12 protein-coding genes are annotated in these 16,968 nt (G+C 59.9%); 8 read left to right on the top strand and 4 right to left on the bottom strand.

Features of this window, described 5'->3' with window-relative positions; all coding sequences use genetic code 11:
* Nucleotides 1-45: 45 nt before the first annotated feature.
* The 3 genes from DPM33_RS21555 to DPM33_RS21545 all read left to right on the top strand — a co-directional run bounded on the left by DPM33_RS21555 (nt 46) and on the right by DPM33_RS21545 (nt 4,126).
* Nucleotides 46-1,020, top strand: coding sequence for a glycosyltransferase family 2 protein (locus DPM33_RS21555; protein WP_167449169.1), 975 nt, complete (start codon nt 46-48; stop codon nt 1,018-1,020).
* Nucleotides 1,021-1,060: 40 nt separating this feature from the next.
* Nucleotides 1,061-2,533 (top strand): lipopolysaccharide biosynthesis protein, encoded by a 1,473-nt coding sequence (locus tag DPM33_RS21550; protein WP_167449168.1) that lies wholly within the window; start codon nt 1,061-1,063, stop codon nt 2,531-2,533.
* Nucleotides 2,534-2,953: 420 nt separating this feature from the next.
* Nucleotides 2,954-4,126 carry an acyltransferase family protein gene (locus DPM33_RS21545; protein WP_112099623.1) on the top strand — a complete coding sequence of 391 codons (1,173 nt, stop codon included), beginning with the start codon at nt 2,954-2,956 and terminating at the stop codon, nt 4,124-4,126.
* Nucleotides 4,127-4,298: 172 nt separating this feature from the next.
* Here DPM33_RS21545 and DPM33_RS21540 read toward each other — a convergent pair whose 3' ends face one another.
* From DPM33_RS21540 to DPM33_RS21530, 3 genes are all read right to left on the bottom strand, one after another.
* Nucleotides 4,299-5,357, bottom strand: a complete 1,059-nt coding sequence (locus DPM33_RS21540) for an acyltransferase family protein (RefSeq protein WP_281004802.1) — start codon at nt 5,355-5,357, stop codon at nt 4,299-4,301.
* A 321-nt stretch (nt 5,358-5,678) separates the two neighbouring features.
* Nucleotides 5,679-5,996 carry a YMGG-like glycine zipper-containing protein gene (locus DPM33_RS21535; protein ID WP_112099456.1) on the bottom strand — a complete coding sequence of 106 codons (318 nt, stop codon included), beginning with the start codon at nt 5,994-5,996 and terminating at the stop codon, nt 5,679-5,681.
* A gap of 169 nt (nt 5,997-6,165) precedes the next feature.
* Nucleotides 6,166-6,429, bottom strand: a complete 264-nt coding sequence (locus DPM33_RS21530; protein WP_112099455.1) for a type II toxin-antitoxin system HicB family antitoxin — start codon at nt 6,427-6,429, stop codon at nt 6,166-6,168.
* A gap of 214 nt (nt 6,430-6,643) precedes the next feature.
* On the opposite strand from DPM33_RS21530, the gene DPM33_RS21525 reads away from it, so the two are divergent.
* The 3 genes from DPM33_RS21525 to DPM33_RS21515 all read left to right on the top strand — a co-directional run bounded on the left by DPM33_RS21525 (nt 6,644) and on the right by DPM33_RS21515 (nt 9,788).
* Nucleotides 6,644-8,209 (top strand): recombinase family protein, encoded by a 1,566-nt coding sequence (locus DPM33_RS21525; RefSeq protein WP_281004806.1) that lies wholly within the window; start codon nt 6,644-6,646, stop codon nt 8,207-8,209.
* 2 nt (nt 8,210-8,211) lie between these two features.
* Nucleotides 8,212-9,045: a plasmid partitioning protein RepB C-terminal domain-containing protein gene (locus DPM33_RS21520; protein ID WP_245442308.1), complete on the top strand. Its 834-nt coding sequence runs from the start codon at nt 8,212-8,214 to the stop codon at nt 9,043-9,045.
* 449 nt (nt 9,046-9,494) lie between these two features.
* The gene (locus DPM33_RS21515; protein ID WP_208648437.1) at nt 9,495-9,788 is read left to right on the top strand and encodes an adenylate cyclase; all 294 of its coding nucleotides are present in this window, start codon (nt 9,495-9,497) and stop codon (nt 9,786-9,788) included.
* 395 nt (nt 9,789-10,183) lie between these two features.
* Here the strand turns inward: DPM33_RS21515 and DPM33_RS21510 are convergent, their stop codons facing one another.
* Nucleotides 10,184-11,014 carry a DUF1194 domain-containing protein gene (locus DPM33_RS21510; RefSeq protein ID WP_167449167.1) on the bottom strand — a complete coding sequence of 277 codons (831 nt, stop codon included), beginning with the start codon at nt 11,012-11,014 and terminating at the stop codon, nt 10,184-10,186.
* A 215-nt stretch (nt 11,015-11,229) separates the two neighbouring features.
* Between DPM33_RS21510 and DPM33_RS21505 the strand changes: the two genes are divergently transcribed.
* Nucleotides 11,230-16,035: an nSTAND1 domain-containing NTPase gene (locus DPM33_RS21505; protein ID WP_146770303.1), complete on the top strand. Its 4,806-nt coding sequence runs from the start codon at nt 11,230-11,232 to the stop codon at nt 16,033-16,035.
* Nucleotides 16,036-16,536: 501 nt separating this feature from the next.
* Nucleotides 16,537-16,968: adenylate/guanylate cyclase domain-containing protein (locus DPM33_RS21500; protein WP_146770302.1), on the top strand; the 432-nt coding region annotated here is incomplete at its 3' end.

Below are 16,968 nucleotides of genomic sequence, written 5' to 3'. Positions count from 1 at the left end.
CGGGGAATGGCGGGTTCTACCGGGTTCGCTCCCCAGAGGTGCCGGATGACCGTAAATTTTCGCAGCCCTGCCCACAAACCGCCCTTTATACGTCCTACCGTTTCGGTCTTGATTGCCGCCTACAACGCGTCTCCGTTTCTTGAGCGCGCTGTCAGTTCCGCGGTGGCACAGGGGGATGCTGTTACAGAAATCATTGTCGTCGATGATTGTTCGACGGACGCAACCCCGGAGCTTGCCGGAGCGATGTCGCGGAAGGACAGCCGCATCAAGGTCATTCACCTGCCCAAAAATGCAGGGCCTTCGGCCGCCCGCAATGCCGGCCTGGAGGTCGCCAGCGGGGATTGGGTCGCAATCCTGGACGCCGACGACGCGTACGCGCCAGGGCGGGTCGAGCGGCTTGTCACGGTCGCCGCACCACAAGATGCCGACATCGTCACCGACAAGTTCTCATACTACGATCCGGCAACCGACGCCTCCAGTCCCGCGACCATCGGGTTCACCGACGACATGACGCTGATCGACATCGAGACGTTCCTGACACATGCAAGGCCCTACGGCATCGACACGGACTGGGGCCTGCTGAAACCGATGTTCAAGCAAAAATTCCTGGCGGATCGATCCCTGCGCTATCCGTCCAATTCTCGCCACGGCGAAGATTTCCTTTTTGTGATGGACGCGCTGCTCGAAGGAGCAAAGTACGTGGCCAGCAACGCTCACGGCTACATGTACACGCCTCGAGGCGCCGGGTGGAGCAGGACGACGGTAAACTACGACGGACAAGTCGATCAGTCGAAGAAGCTTTTGCTTGATCATCGACTATCTGCCAATTCGAGACTTGTTTGCCTTCTCAAGGAGCGCATTCGCGCAATGGAGCGTTTGTCTGCCGAGTACAAGACCCGCACACTACTCGCCGAGAGGAGGTTATTGCCGCTTGCGACGGCCGGGATGATGAACTGGCGGATTGCTGCGTCGATTCTGAGGCAAGTCAAAAACAAGGTCACGACTGTTCGAGCTGCTTGAGATGGCTTCGGCTAATAGATTTGCATTTTCTGACAACCGAATGTCACGGGCCGAGCTCAAAGTCGCCTCGGTGAACGGGACGGCCATCAATTTCGTGTCGCAGGCGCTCAAGTTCCTGATGCAATTCTGCTACCAGATCCTTGTAGCCCGGCTTCTCCTGCCTGAGGATTTTGGCATAGTGGCGATGGCTGCGCCATTGTTCGCGTTCGCGGCGCTTTTCTCGGATTTCGGCTTGACCCAAGCCACCGTCCAGAGGGACGAGATCAACCAAGAGCAGCTAAGCTTCGTTTTCTGGGTCAATGTGGGGCTCAGCGCGGCTATTTGCCTGACCGTGATTGCCCTTGCCCCGGTAGCCGGTGTTTTCTTCAGAGAACCGCGGATCGTGCCCATCGTGGTAGGCCTCAGCGCGACCTTTGTGATTGGTGGTCTCTGCGCCCAGCATTTGGCCTTGCTCAATCGGCAGCTTCTCTTCGCGAAAATCGCGCTGGTCGAATTGGTCAGCTTTCTGGCCGGGTCCGCGACATGCCTGCTTTTCGCGTGGAATGGCTTCGGTTATTGGGCGCTCGTCTACAGCCAGATCGCGACGGCGCTGACCACACTTTTGCTTGCCTGGTGGTTTGCCAAATGGGTTCCGAGCAGGCCTGCTCTGCGAAGCCAGAATTTCCATCTGTTGAATTTTGGCGCCAACATAACGTCCTTCAATTTCCTGAACTTTTTCGCCAGGAATTTTGACAACATATTGATCGGCCGCTACCTCGGTGAGATGCCTCTTGGCATTTATGATAGGGCATACAAGCTGCTTTTGTTGCCGCTAAGCCAGATCACAACGCCGATAGCAAAAGTCGCTCTTCCTTCTCTTGCACGAACCTTGAGCGAGCCGGGAACATACCGCCGTTTTTATTTCCGAATGCTGGAACTGACGATTCTAGCCACGTACCCGGCGGTGATATTCGCCATCATAAACAGCCAGTTGCTCATCCTGACATTGCTTGGGCCCAGATGGTCGGAGGTATCCGAGGTATTTTCCATTCTGGCCTTTGGCGCCATTTTCGCACCGATCAGTAGCAGCACCGGCTGGCTATTCATCAGCCAGGACCGGACAAAGGAAATGAGAAACTGGGGCGCCTTGAGCTCCGCCCTTTTTGTAGCCTCATTCGTATGCGGGTTACCATGGGGCATAAGCGGAGTCGCCGCCTTCTACATAGGCGTGGGCACCATCCAGGGACCGATCCTGTGGTGGGGGGCGACAAGGCGCGGCCCGCTAAGCTTCAAGCAGATGCTGGAGGTTCTGTGGCCGTACTTTGTGTCGGCCATCATGACCAGCGTCATGCTATACGGGCTTAAAGCATCGCTACCAGGTACCTTCATAGCGCTGTTGCTCTCTCTCGTCGCGTCTTATGTCATTTTCCTGGCCGTCGTCATGGCATTCAGCTCAAGCCGCAAAGGGATAATCGAGCTGGCCTTTGAGGCGAGTGTAATGGGGGGGCGCTTCTACCGGAAATTCGCACTTTGACTTGCATTACGACGGCCATCTTTTGGCGCGCCCAGTTCAAAGTCTAGAGCGGTCTGCTTTGAGGCAGAGCCCGATGGTCACCGAACGGCCGAAATGCTGCGCACAGCCGCCGTACAGCCCCCTAGGATTTCGGCGTGCCTTCGTGCTGACGCTGCGACCAGGTGTCATGTCCCAGAAAGTCGAAGCTCCTCCCGAATCTAATACCCATTTGTCCCATCAGCCCTCGCAATTCGGGCTGCTGAGCCCGCTTCGCGAAGGCCTACGCCGTCAGCGGGTAATTCCTCGTCGTCGCAAAGATCTCGCGACAGCCTGTATGCTCGAGCTAGGCCGCCGATATGGCGGGAGTGATCGCTTCAAATTTCAGCTGATATCCTATCGCGGGTTGACATTCGGGACTCCCTCGCCATGCTGCATTGCAGCATGAACAGTAGCCTTACCGAGTCATCGCGCATCGAATGCCTGGACGGCCTTCGCGCTGCCGCCGCATTATGGGTGCTGGTAGGACATTGCCTGCTCCTTACCGGCTGGCATGTTCCGGTGCTTGGCGACCCTGCGCTCGGCGTCGATCTCTTCATCATGCTGTCCGGCTTCCTGATGGTGTTTCACTATCAACTGCGCCAGGACAAGGAGCCCTGGCAAAGGCCTGAAACCTGGCTCAAATTCTGGACGCGGCGTTATTTTCGCATCGCGCCGCTGTTCTACGTCATGCTGTTCTTCGCGCTGGCGCTCGGCCCGTATCTTTATGAGTCGCGCACGGTCATCGACGCATTCCTGCAGCGCCCGCCGCAGGCGCCCGAGCGCTTCCTCGACAGCAGCCTGAAGAACATTGTCGCCCACCTGACATTCCTGTTCGGCCTTTCCCCGAACCTCGCCTACCGGACACCGCTGCCCGACTGGAGCCTCGGGCTGGAAATGCAATTCTACGCGGCCTTCCCGGCGCTCATGCTTTTGGCACGGCGTTTCGGATGGGTCTGGACCGCGCTAGTCGTGGCGGCGCTCGGCGCTCTGGCGGTGGTTGTCCTCAAGTTGATGTCGGTCCATTTCCCGATGCCGTCCTTCCTGCCGCTGAAGATCCAGGTTTTCCTGTGCGGCATGCTTCTGGCGGGCGTTCTGGGGCAGAGCCAACCGCGACCGCTGCTGCATTTGGCCTTGGCCATGGCGCTTGCGGCCATCCCTTTCGGCGACGGCTACGGCCTTGAGAAGTTCCTGATACGCGAGGCGCTGGTGCTTGGGTTCTTTGCCCTCGTCCTCTATCGGATGCTACCCGGCGCGGCGGGCGCCGTGGCGCGAAAGGTCGCCGTCGCGTTGGGCGGAGGCATCTTTCATGTGCTCGGCGAACTGTCCTACAGCATCTATCTGATCCACCTTCTGGTTCTGCAGCCGGTGGCGGCCTTCGTCATTGCCCGTTATGGCGACGACCTCGGCGCGCCGCTGCGCTTCGCCATCGTGCTGGCGGTCGTGCTGCCGGTGGTTTGTCTTCTGTCCTTCGTGACCTACAGGCTCGTCGAGATGCCCGGGCAGCAACTCGGACGCGTGGTGTTGCGCCGGTTTGCACGTAAGAAGCCGGCGCTTGAGCCAAGTCCCGCCGAGTAGCATCGGCAACGGTTGCACATCGCTGGTCCGGCGCATTGTCCGATCGCCGCCGATGCGGCAGGAACCCGGCTAAAGCGCGTCGCGATCCTTGGGATTCGCTCCATGCGCTTTAGGTTTTTGATTTACGCATGTCTTCATCCCGAAACCGGTTCCCACTTTCGGGAGACATGCTTTAGAACTGCGTCACCTCCTCGCGTGCGCGCCGCAGCGAAAGCAGATGCCGCAGAAACGTCCGCACATTCTTGTCGTAGACATAGTGCGCGAACGCCGCGACCGCGATGACGAAAATGGATGTTCCCACGACGAATGGCAGGCCGTGCTGGTTCCACAAGGTTCCAGTGACGGATTCGTCCAGGACGTTCACGATCCTGATCAGCGGCGTGTGAAGTGCATAGATGGCGTAGGAAATGTTGCCGGAGAACAGGGCGATCGCGCGCCAGAAGCCCGAGAGCCGCAGGCGGGAAGCCATGAGAACAAGCCAGGGCCAGACCAGCACTATAATCGCCAGATCGTACAATTGCGCATTTCCGGCGGGACGGAAGATCATCAGTCCCGCGCAAAGCGCCAGCAGGATCGGCATGTAAAGATTGCCATCCCGGCTGTCCCGGGCCGCATATCGCCGCAGATAAACCCCGAGGAAGAAGGAAAAGGCGATCCGGGCGGGAGCCGCGATCGTGCCGTCCCAATGGGCGCCGCCGCCCAGGATGACGCCGTCCCAGGCCATCAACGCCAGCGCCAGGAAAGCAAGGCTGAAGATAGCGGCCAGCGAGCGGCGAGCAAGCCTCAGGGCCAATGCGGCGAAAGCCGCGTTGGCGACAAGTTCATAAAAAAGCGACCATGCCGGACCATTCAGCGGAAAAAGCACATCTGGACCGACTGAAAGCGATGGCGGCGTGGGCAGGAAAAGAAGGGAAAACACAAGGCTCGCAAGCAAATCCAGACGCGAATACGAGCTTAGCCCGTGCATCGCGATGGTCGCGCCCACGCCGACCATGGCGACACCTATGGCGGCGAAATACAACGGGTAAAGCCTGATGATGCGGGCCTCCGCGAATTGCCAGAAAGACATCCCTTTTCGGAACTTCTCGTCACAGGCGTGGGCAATCACGAAGCCGCTCAGCAGAAAAAACAGGTCGACGGCGAGAAAGCCTGACGGCGCCAGATCAAGATGCCGCGCCGTAAGTTCACTGAAATGACCAAGCATCACCAGAACGGCAGCGATACCTCGCAATCCGTGCAACGCGTCGAAGTGTGTCGTATCGGGTCTCAGATCCGCTCTCCGGCCATCCTGACCCCGCCGCCAGCGTTACCCAAACCCATCTACGCATTGATTGTTGCGTTGCACAAGAACCTTTTGCAGCGCACGCGACCGTATGCGTCCACCAGTGTTCCAAGGCCCTCGTGAAAGGCGCAACATGACCGATACCCGCGCCCCCAAAGGCCGCTTCCGCGCCAGCACTTGACAGTGTCTAAGACCTTGGCGCCGCCCCACCCTTCGCGGCACCTTCTCCCCGTGAACGGTCCGTGAACGAGGAGAAGGTAGAGCCGACGATCAATAATCGCCGTTGTAGTACCGGTCGTCGCAGGGCGCGGTGTAGATGCGACCGTAGCGGTCCTGATAGCGGCAGAGTTGGTCGCCGCGGCGCTGTGGGGTGGTGGCGCTGCCAACGACGGCGCCGAGCAGCGCGCCGCTGGCGGCGCCAATCACCGTGCTCTTGGTGTTGCCGCCAATCGCCTGGCCGACCAGCGCGCCGCCGGCACCGCCGATGAGTGCGCCGGTGGTGGCCCGCTGCTGGCCTTCGGTCTGGGTCTCGCAGCCGGCGAGCGCGGCTGTCATGAGCACCGCCAGAATAGCCTTCTTAATCATCACTAGAACTCCTCTGAAGCCCCAGGAATTGGAAACGGGGGCAGAATCGCCAAGTGCGGTCGCATTGCGGCGGAACGGCGGCGCGCCGGCTCACGAAGTGAATCACGGTTTCCCGGCAGTTGAACATCATGGTTTCCAGAGGAGAAAGGCCCCTCTCCCGGCAGTAAACCTTTTAGCGGGTCCGCAGCGGGACCGTCATGACGGTGGCAAGTCCTCGCCGGTCGGCTTCTGCCATGACCCGCTCACGGGGAACAGGATCAGGAATAGTCTCGCCGTCGTCAATGAGACCCGCAACGTGAAAGGCCAGCGCCGCCTCGGCCAGCATGCGCGCCCCGTCAAGGGTCGCGCCAGCGGTGATGACGCCGGGAAAGTCGGGAAAGGACACGCCGAAATCGCTACCCTCGTCTTTGTGGATCAGCCCGAAATAGTGACGCATGTTCTACCTAGATGGAATGTCCGCTGCGCATACGCGTGATAAAGTTGTGTGTTAATACACACTATTTCTGACATTTTTCCGAAACCTGCCACCATTCAATAATAATTCTCACGTCAAGGCAACGAGCCATGAATTTGGCCGCATTTTGCTCACAAAATACTCAGGCGAGCCTCGCTAGTTGGTCTCCGCTGATATTGGGCTCGATGGCGCGACGATGGATAAGCCTCCAACGAACCCTTACAGCCCCTCAACAAGGCCCAGGGCTCGCGCGGCCGAGTATCTGCGCATGTCGACAGAGAGACAAATCTACTCGATCGACAACCAGAGAGATGCGATCCGCAATTATGCGAACGTCATGGGTTACGACATTGTTGCAACCTATGAGGATCCCGGGCGAAGTGGCCTCAGCCTCATGGGTCGCCCAGGTCTGAAGCGGCTGTTGGAGGATGTCGAAAGCCGGCGAGCCGATTTCGAAACGGTCGTTGTCTACGACGTGAGCCGTTGGGGGCGCTTCCAGAATACCGATGAAAGCGCCTCTTATGAATACCGGTGCCAGATAGCTGGAGTGCGGATCGAGTTCTGCGCCGAGCTATTCGTCAACGATGGGAGCATCGGGTCCGACGTGCTGAAGGCAATCAAACGAAGCATGGCTGCGGAGTACAGTCGCATGCTGTCGAACAGGGTCTTCGCCGGTCAATGCCGCATAGTCGCACTGGGTTTCAGCGGCGGTGGCCCCGCCGGCTACGGCTTCAGACGCCTTCTTGTTGACGGCTCCGGAAATCCCAAGGCAATGCTTCATCGCAACGAGCGAAAAGGGCTGGCCAGTGACCGTGTCATTCTCGTCCCGGGGCCAGAGAACGAGCTCTCGACTGTCCGATGGATGTTCAATCAATTCGTTAAAAAGGGAAAAACGGAAGCCGAAATTGCGACTGCATTAAACGCTCGCGGCCTGGTCACTGAACGCGGCAGATCATGGACCAAAGCATGCGTGGGCACGATACTGGCGAGCGAGAAGTATATCGGCAACAATGTCTGGAATCGAATATCCCATAGACTTCTACACGACCGGGTGAGAAATCCGCCAAGCGCATTTGTTCGCGCCGACAATGTCATCGAGCCGCTCGTGACCCGGGCGCTGTTCGATCGTGCGCAAGCTATCAGGCGCGCGCGCGCTTACCTCAAGCCCGATGAGGAGCTGCTTGCCGATCTGACCAAGCTCCTGAAAGCGCGGGGGAAGCTGTCCAGCCCAATCATTGACGCCGCCCCCGGCTGTCATTCAGCCTCCATTTACTCGCACCGATTTGGAAGCATGAAGGCCGCCTACCAGTTGATCGGATACGACGCCTCAGCGAATTATCGGAAACTCGATGTCAGCAACCGGCTCAATCAGATCCGCCAGCAGATCATCGAGGACTTGATGTCGGGCATTAGGAGGGTCGGCGGGTCCGCACTTTACGAGCCCAGAAGAAAGCTTATGCGCGTCAATGAAGAATTCTCCGTCGCGATATGGATCGCGCGCTATCGGATTATCGTCACCGGTTATCCACGCTGGATATTTTGGAACCGGGGTCTCGTTGGGCCAGATGTGACGATTTTGATCAGAATGAAGCCTGATCATCAAACTGTTCGTGACTTCCTCATTGCCCCAGCTCCTGAAGCGCAGTCTGCTCTTCGCATGCTTAAGGCAGACAATGGCGTGCGCCTTGATGCCTTCCTCTTCCCTTCGCTTGATCCTGTGGTTGAGATGGCGAGACGAGATTCGATTTCGGCAGCCCCGTGAAAATGACCAAGGCCGAGCTTCGTCGCTTCGTCGAGAACAACCGGCATGCCATTCGTCTGACTGCCAATTTGCAGGCGCCGCTGAATCCTTTGCGTGGCCCTGCGTTCTTGCGGACCTACAAGCGCGAGTTCGATCATATGCAGGATTTCATCAGAGAAGTCGACGCGGCGCAGCACCAACTGGAAGGCGTCGTCAATGCCACAGCTCAGATTCTATCCAACGCTCCGTTTCGCGCCTTGCTGCAGGCGCACGGTCTCGGAACGCTGCCCTCGATCTTGACGCAAGGTTCGCCAAGCGGACCGAATTCCCGTTCTGAGGAGCAGCAAGGCCCGTTGGCCTTCGCAGCGGAGCCGCAGCTTGTTGGCGGAATTTGTATCGAGGCTCTCGACCTTCTGAGGGACCTTAGCGCCCCCTTGAAGATTTTCCCCTTGTTGCGAGAGGTTGTGCCGAGCAGGCAGGTTGAAATCGTGCGGCTCATGATAGCGTTGGACCGCGTACAATTTCGAGTGGTGAGACTTTTGATCGCGCTCACACCACGATCGCAGCTCACCGATCCCTTTGCTCCCAGAAAGCAATATGAAGGCGTCTCCCCATCGCAATTGGCTGCCATGGAAACCGACTTGGCCAAGGTCAGCCATGAATTTCTGAGCGTCGCCAGCACCCATGGCGAAACAGTGCTCAACCTAATCGCTGTTATGAGCTATTTTGACAGATTGTTGAACAATCCTAAGTTGGTAATGTTTCTAGCACGCAATTTTATCGGGCACCTTGAGGTGTATCAGAAATTGCTGGACTTTCGCGAAAGTCGATTTCAGAAACGTGCACCGACCGTTTGAACAAAGCGAGCGGGATCACTCAGCTTCAAAACGGTCGAAGCGGATCGCGCGATGTGGAGATCGGGTAGCCTTGTGCCAGGGACGGACGTGGCTCCCCTGACGTGAACGCCCAATATTTTTTTGAAGCTCGGGAAGTAGACCCGTGACAATGCCTTTCAGCAAGACAGCACTGGGAGAACCATCCGCATCCCGAAGATCGCCGCCCCGACAAAGGCCAGCAAAAGAACGCCGAGATGTACCCAACCGGTGGAGTTCATCAGGCTCTTCCCCCGCTTCTTGCGGGCTAAATCCATACCACAGAGTTGAAGTGATCGCCATGTCGACGCGTTGCAGCGTGTCTTATCTCGGCTCTCGGGACGAATGGCCAGTCCAAAAGCGTTGGCTTTTCATGCCGGGCGCTCTCTCAGACCCCGAGCGCCCTCCTGAAACCATGCCTTTGGGAGAAAGCCATGAAACACCTCTTCGCAACTGTGGCCAGCTTGGTTCTAGCCTCTACCAGCGTCGCCCTGGCCGGCAACGTGCATACAGTGACCGGTACGACCGGCCAGCCTAATCAGACAATCGGAAGCGATCAGACGGGCAACGCCACGCCTGGCAATGCCAGCACTGCACCGGGCTCAGCCTTCAATCCGGGTGGCGTTGCCGATGGAAAATATGCAGGGACACAGCCGCAGAATTCAAACAATCCGAAGAGCGTGTCACAGTACGACGTGGCTGGCTTCCAACAGTCTCACAATCACTGAATATGAATGGCCCGGCCACCGGAGCCGCCGGGCCATCGTTTCCTATTGGATACAGGAGCCGGCGGGTAATGGCTGGGGTCGTAGCACCACGGCGAGACGAGTATGGACCCATCATTGTCTACCCGGATCGGGATCATTCCGAAGCAGGCGCTGCGATAGCGGTGGTGGAACGGGATGACGATCATTTCATTGCCTGGCTCCAAGAGCGCCAAGAGGCTTCGACGGGTTCATATACCCTGTCCTCCCTCGATTAGGCCGGGACAATCGTATTCGGTCGGATCGGCTTCCTGATCGTGGTCGACCTCGCGCTCATGATCTCCGCGCGCACCGTCCGCCCAATACTCCTGCGACTTGCCCGCGAAGCTATTCAGTTGCTGGCACCCTATTGCCGAGCGTTATCGGCCCGGCAACTGACCGATCATGTTGCAATCGACCGTGGGGCCGGAACGCTCGGTGTACGAGGTGTAGATCACCTGATCCATGTTCATGGAGATTTCACGAACCAGCTTTCGACGGACCGCGGTGGCGAACATCGCGGCCTCGGTGACGCCGACTGCAAATGCGTCCGGTCCGCCGATGACGCAGCTCTCGAAATAGGATTGCAGGTTGGAGGGGTCGTACCTCGCAAATCCGTCGGCCTCGCCAATGCGGGGCAGCGCGATAGGCAGCCCGTTGATCGTCACGCCTTCCGCGAGAAGAACCTGCCGGATGGGGTCGATGAGGGCCCCGGCATTGTTGGGTCCGTCGCCGGATACGTCGATAACCCGGCGCGGGCTGCGCAAGCCACTATTCGCGAACAGTCCATTCGCGGCCTGCAATGCGCCGGAAATCGAGGTTCCGCGGCCTTCAGTCAACGACAGAGCAGCGAGCCTGTCCGCCAAAGTCAGAGCGTCCTCGCGGCTTTCGACAATTGTCCACGGCACGATGACGGTTTGCTGATTTGGCCCCGCCCACTCCAGATAAAGCACTGCGATTCTTCCCAGTTCTCCCGCCTTGATTGCCATCGCAATGTCCGCGTGGCGGAAAGCATCAACATAGCCGTCGCGCTGCACTTTTTGCTCGGTTCTGCTCATCGACGGCGAGACGTCCACGGCAAGGATCAATTGCAAATCGACTGCGGCCAGGCCGCCCGCGGGACGGTCCGTCGAGTGAGCCTGTGGCGCCATCGCGAAGAACAGGGTGAGCAGGAAGGCGCCCGTGAGCCGCAGCACCGGTCTTGCGCCCATGCTTCCAGCAATCCGTACTAAGCAGTCCATGGCGAACCCCTGTCACTGACAATGGAATTGTGGAATTGTCGGTCTGGGGCATTTGCCAAGTCACGAACGGCTTACGATCATTCGCCGAAATCCGCGCGCCCCGCGCGGTCTGTATGATGATCAATCTTCGCAGCGCGAAACCGTGCTAATATGGGATCGCGGCTTCGTGCTTGAGGGGAACCGGCTTGAATAGCTCGCCGCCCACGACGTTCGTGCTCAACGGCGTTACCGCCGACGTGAGTAGCGAGACCTTGCGCGACCGGTCGAACAGGACAATCGCAGTTCGCCACCAGACCTTCGCGGTGCTTCGTCACCTTCTGGAAAACGCTGATCGCGTCGTCACCAAGGACGACCTGATGAAGGCGGTCTGGAATGGGCTAGCCGTCACCGACGACAGCCTTGTGCAATGCATTCACGAGATCCGTGCGGCGCTCAACGACAGTCGCCAGGCCGTCGTGCAGACAGTGCCGAGGCGGGGTTACAGGTTGGTCCTTCCCTCAAATGCCGGACCGAGAATGATTACAATTCTGGCGGCAGAATTGGCCGCCGAGGTCCGGCCGGCAGGCAAGGATGAGCGGAGCATGGCTGCACCTACCCCGGCGTACAGGCAGGTCCTCGATCGGCTACTGATACAACATGCGAGTCGTGTGTTCGCGAGCGTCGAAGAGACAGTCCTCGCGGAGTTTACTGGCCCTGTCGAGGCGTTGCGGTGTGCGAGCGAGATCCAGCATGAGGTCGATAGACGGAACCGCGAGGTTCCCGAGACAAAGCGGCTGTGCTTCCGCATCGGCGTTGACCTCGGCTACGTCGTCGCCGAGGGCGACCGCCTCAAGGGCGATGCCGTCGTGGTCGCAGCTCATCTTCAAACCTTGTCACGCCCGGGCGGCATTTGCATCACGGAAGCGGTCCGGTCCCAGGCTCAGGACCACCTCTCGCTGGAATTCATCGATCTCGGCGAGCACAAACTGAAGGACGTCGCCCGTGCCTTGCGCATCTACCGCGTATGCCTTGCGTCCGAGGAACCGGTCAGGTCGCCATTTCGCGGTCTCGATGCGTTCGAATTCCAAGATGCCGATCTCTTCTTCGGCCGAGCACGGGCGATTGCTGCCTGCACTGCCAGACTGGAGCAGCAGGCAGCAAGCGGTACGGCATTCCTGCTCATCTACGGAATGAGCGGTTGCGGCAAGTCTTCTCTCCTGCGGGCTGGCCTGCTGCCTTCATTGACACGGCCTGGAGCCGTGGCAGGCATATCCTTGTGGCGCCGCTGCCTGATCCGCCTCTCCGAAGGACCGGATACATTCGCTGTGCTGGCAGCGGCGGTGCTTCACGATGCTGCTGTGCCGGAGCTGTCTTCAGAAACAACAGCCGCGGAATTTGCTCGGCTCTGCAGAAGCACGCCGGATCGGGCCCTGGCGATGGTTCGACAGGCACTTCGCAAGGCCGCCGGGCCGCGCCGCTCGCAGATCAGACTGCTCGTAGTCATCGATCAACTGGAGGAGCTGTTCACGACGGAGAGGCAGCCGGCGACGCGCGAGGCCCTTGTGCGGTTCATGGCGGTGCTGGCCGCGAGCGGACTGGTCTGGGTGATAGCGGCGATCCGTTCGGACTTCTTTCACCGCTGCGGTGAGGTCAAGGGCTTCTCGGCTCTCAAGGACGGCCTCGCAAGCTACGAGCTTCTGCCGCCAACCGGCCCAGAGATCGCCCAGATGATCCGCGAACCTGCGGTCGTGGCCGGGCTCCGCTTCGAGGAGAGTGCCGAGTTCGGGCGGCTCGATGACGTGCTCCAGGCGGCAGCAACTGCCGATCCCGGATCATTGCCGCTTCTCGAGTTTGTCCTCGACGCGTTGTACCAAGCCAGTGGCGACCGACGCGTTCTCACCTTTGCGCACTATCGTGCGCTCGGCGGGCTCGAAGGCGCAATCGCGCGCCGCGCCGACGAAGTCCTGGACTTGCTGGTGCCCGGGATCCAGGAGGCCTTGCCCGCGGTGCTGCGCGCCCTCACCACGGCGAACCTGGGCGATGAAACGGTCACGGCACGCCCGGCTCTGTATACCGAAGTTGCGGGCACTCCCGCGCGATCGGCCCTCGTCAGGGCACTAATCGACGCCCGGCTCCTCGTCAGCGACGAGGACGTCGCAGGGCATGTGTTCGTTCGTCTTGCACATGAAGCACTGTTGAGCCGTTGGCCGCGCGCCGGTGACATTGTGAATGCAAACCGGAACTTCCTCGAGACGCGCGAACGCCTGAGGGCCGACGCCCACCGATGGCACCTGGAAAGCAGGAATCGAGAGCTTCTCCTGCCGTCCGGCAAACGTCTGGCGGAGGGCGAAGAGTTGATGCTGTCAAGACGGGAGGAGGTCGACGATGCCGTCCTTGAATACATCGAGGAGTCCTTGCATGCCCATCGGCAGAAGGAGGAGAAGGACCGTCACGCAGAACTGGCGCTGATCGCGGCTGCCGAAGAGGCAAAACGCGAGCGCCTGGAGCGAGAGGCCGAGCGCCGGAGCCTCGCGGCTACCGCAGCAAACCGGCTTGCCCGACGGACACGGAACGCCGCTATCGTGGCAATAATGCTCGCTCTTATGGCGGGTGCAGGCGCCCTCGTCGCCTTCAGAGCGCGGGAGGAAGCAACGGGCCAACGCGATCAGGCGCTGCGCAATCAGTTCCTTTCGCTCTCGTTCCTTTCGGAGCGGTCCGCCGCGGCCGGCAACACCGAGGCTGCAATCCGGTTGGCTCTTGAGGCGCTGCCCTCGAAAGAGCAGCCCGAGCGGCCATATCTCTTTGAGGCGGAGGCAGCCCTCTACAAGGCTCTGCTGGCGCACCGGCAGATCAAAATCCTCCGCGCTGGCGCCGGTGTGGCGCATGCGGCATTCAATCCCACAGGTGATCGCATCGTCACCGCATCCTATGACAAAACTGCAGCCGTCTGGGACATCTCCAGCGGTGCCGAAATTGCAATTCTAAAAGGTCATGATGGGGCCGTGGAGAGGGCCGAATTCAGCCCCGACGGGAGCCGCATCCTGACGGCCTCGAGGGACGGCACTGCACGTCTCTGGGACGCAGTCTCGGGAGAGCAGCTCTACATCCTGCGGCCGGTGGGCAATTATCCGACAGCAATCTTCAGCCCGGATGGCACCCGGGTGCTGACGGCGGGGGAGAACAGCGACGCAACGCTCTGGGATGCTCGGACCGGAAAGAAAGTCCTGGGTGTAAGCAGCGACGCATATACGCGCGCTGCTTTCAGTTCAGACGGCCGGAGCTTCGCGACGGCGGGCAAGCATTTTGTTTCGATCTGGAATACCGCAGACGGCGCGCTGACGCGGTCAATCCGAGTGACCTCCTGGCCCTACACCCTGACGTTCAGCCCGGACGGAAGCCGGTTGCTGGCCGGCCCGTGGGGTTGGCATTCACACCGCGACACTTCCAGCCTTTTCGATGTGTCGAAAGGAACGGAGATCGCAAAGTTGGCCGGCAGCAAGAGTGACACGCAATTGAACGGCGCGATTTTCAGCCACGGGGGTCAGCGAATCGCCACGGTATCCCTCGATGGCACTGCCCGGATTTGGGATGTAGCGTTAGGAACGCTGGATGATGTGCTCGGCCAAGAGGTTTCTAGGGTGAAGCCAGACATCGATACAGATGAACGCGATGTGGAGATGAACGGTGCTTTCACCCCGGACGACCACTTCCTGGCGACCGCCTCGATCAATGGCCCGATCCGCATCTGGGACGCTGAACGCGCCTCGTTGGTGACGACGATCGCCGGTCATGAATCCTTGGTCGAGCATTTGGAATTCAGCCCGGTCGACAGCAACATTCTACTCACTGCTTCACACGATGGCACCGCTCGGCTTTGGGATGTCGACGGCGCCCTGACGACGTCGCTCTCACACGAATTTCGGCCGACTTTCGCGGTCTTCAGCCCCGACAACGTCCACCTGCTGACCGGCGGCGGCGACAGCGCGGCGCACCTGTGGGATGTCGTGAGCGGGCGCGAGATAATCCGCCTCGACACGCATGAGATGGTTCAAAGCGCCTCGTTCAGCCCAGATGGGAGGCGCGTCGCCACGGCATCTCTTGAGGGCGTGGTTCGAATTTTTGACGTGGCCACGGGACACGAGACCGCCCAGTTCCGATCAGATGCCGGACTGATCAAGATCCAGTTTGGTCGCGAAGGCAAATCGCTTGTTTGCGCATGGATCAGCGGAACGGCGCAACTGCGGGACGCGACGACCGGCGCGGAGCTGGCCGCCATCGTTACAAGCAGCAATCTGCCGCAAGCGGTTCTTAGCCCTGATGGACGTCTGATACTCTCGGCCAGGGAAGACAATGTGGGACACCTCCTGACGACGAGCGGAGCCGAACTCCGTGCTCTGGTTGGGCATCAGGATCGCATCACGGTAGCGGCCTTCAATCCGGACGGTCAACTGGTCGCAACGGGCTCACTCGACCACACGGCCCGAATTTGGTCGACCACCGAGGGAACAAGCGTCAGAACGCTGGAGGGGCATACCGGCGCGGTGACGGCGGTCGCCTTCAGTCCCGACAGCCAGTCGCTGCTGACTGCTTCACGCGATGGAACCGCCCGTATCTGGAGCGTCGCAGGCGGTCCGGAAAGGGTTCTCAGGGGCCACAGCGGCGCGCTGGACAGCGCCGAGTTCAGCCCCAATGGCTTGTATGTCGTGACCGCGTCGACCGAAGATCGAACGGTGCGGTTATGGGCGGCGCAATCGGGACGCCAGATTGCCGTCCTTGGGAGCCAGGACGGAGCAACCTTTCGACCGGGCTTTACACGTGCGGCTTTCAGCGCCGACGGCACCCATGTCGCGATTGTTTCCGGCGAACAAAGAGTCAGCATCGTTCGCGTCTTCCAGACACCCAAGGAGCTTGTTGAATTCGCCCATCGTACCGTCCCTCGCGAACTGACCCCTTGCGAGCGGCGAAGCTTCTTCCTTCCTGAAGACCCTGCACACGGCACTTGTCCGGGCTGACGATAACGGTCAGACTTTGCCCTCGGGCGGCTCGAACCGCCAACCGTCTGACCCAAGGTGATGACCGAGCGGATCGGGCCTCCCTGCGGACGGCGTGGCGCATAACCGTGATTCTTGGGATTTCGCTTGCCTTCGGATTAGCGCTCGGGTCCAAAGCAGAAGGTCGGCTTGTAGCGCCCGAAAAAGCGTTTGCGGACGCACGGTGCGGTGCGCGCCCAAGCCCTAGCTAGCCAATGGCAGCTAAAAGGGCGCGATAGACTTCACACCTTAGGGCCCATATACGGCCGGCATACCCTGTCACTCAGGCAGCCCGGCCTTGGGCATTCGACGAAGCCCATTTTGCGGCGGGTTACGTTTTCACGATGTCGAGACGACTTGGGTCGGCGGCGGAGGAACTGAACGAGGTACTGCAGCGCCGGCACTGCATGCTCGCATTCGAGGTAGGACTGGAATACGCTCGCCACCCGGAGCTTCGACCTTTGGGAGAGCCGGGACACAAGCATGGAGCGACGCCTCACCGCTATCCTTGCTGCCGACGTCGTCGGCTACAGCCGCCTCATGGGAGCCGACGAGGCTGGCACGCTTGCGCATCTGAAGAGGCTTCGCGCGGAAGTGATCGAGCCCAAGATCACAGGGTCGCACGGACGCATCGTCGGTTCCGCTGGCGACAGCCTTCTTGTCGAATTCGCCAGCGCAGTCCACGCGGTGCAGTGTGCGGTCGAAGCCCAGGAGGGATTGGCCGCTCACAATGCAAGCTTGGCCGAAGACAAGCGCATGACTTTCCGCATGGGCGTGAATTTGGGCGACGTGATTGCACAGGACGATACGATCTACGGTGATGGCGTGAACATCGCCGCGCGGCTCGAAAAGCTTGCAGAACCTGGCGGCGTCTGCATCGCGAGCAACGTCCACGAGCAGGTCAAAGGCAAACTG

This window comes from Mesorhizobium hawassense, assembly GCF_003289945.1.
In the GTDB taxonomy this organism is placed as follows: domain Bacteria; phylum Pseudomonadota; class Alphaproteobacteria; order Rhizobiales; family Rhizobiaceae; genus Mesorhizobium; species Mesorhizobium hawassense.
The sequence above is the reverse complement of the archived record's forward strand: the minus strand, read 5'-3'. Positions and strand labels throughout refer to the sequence as shown.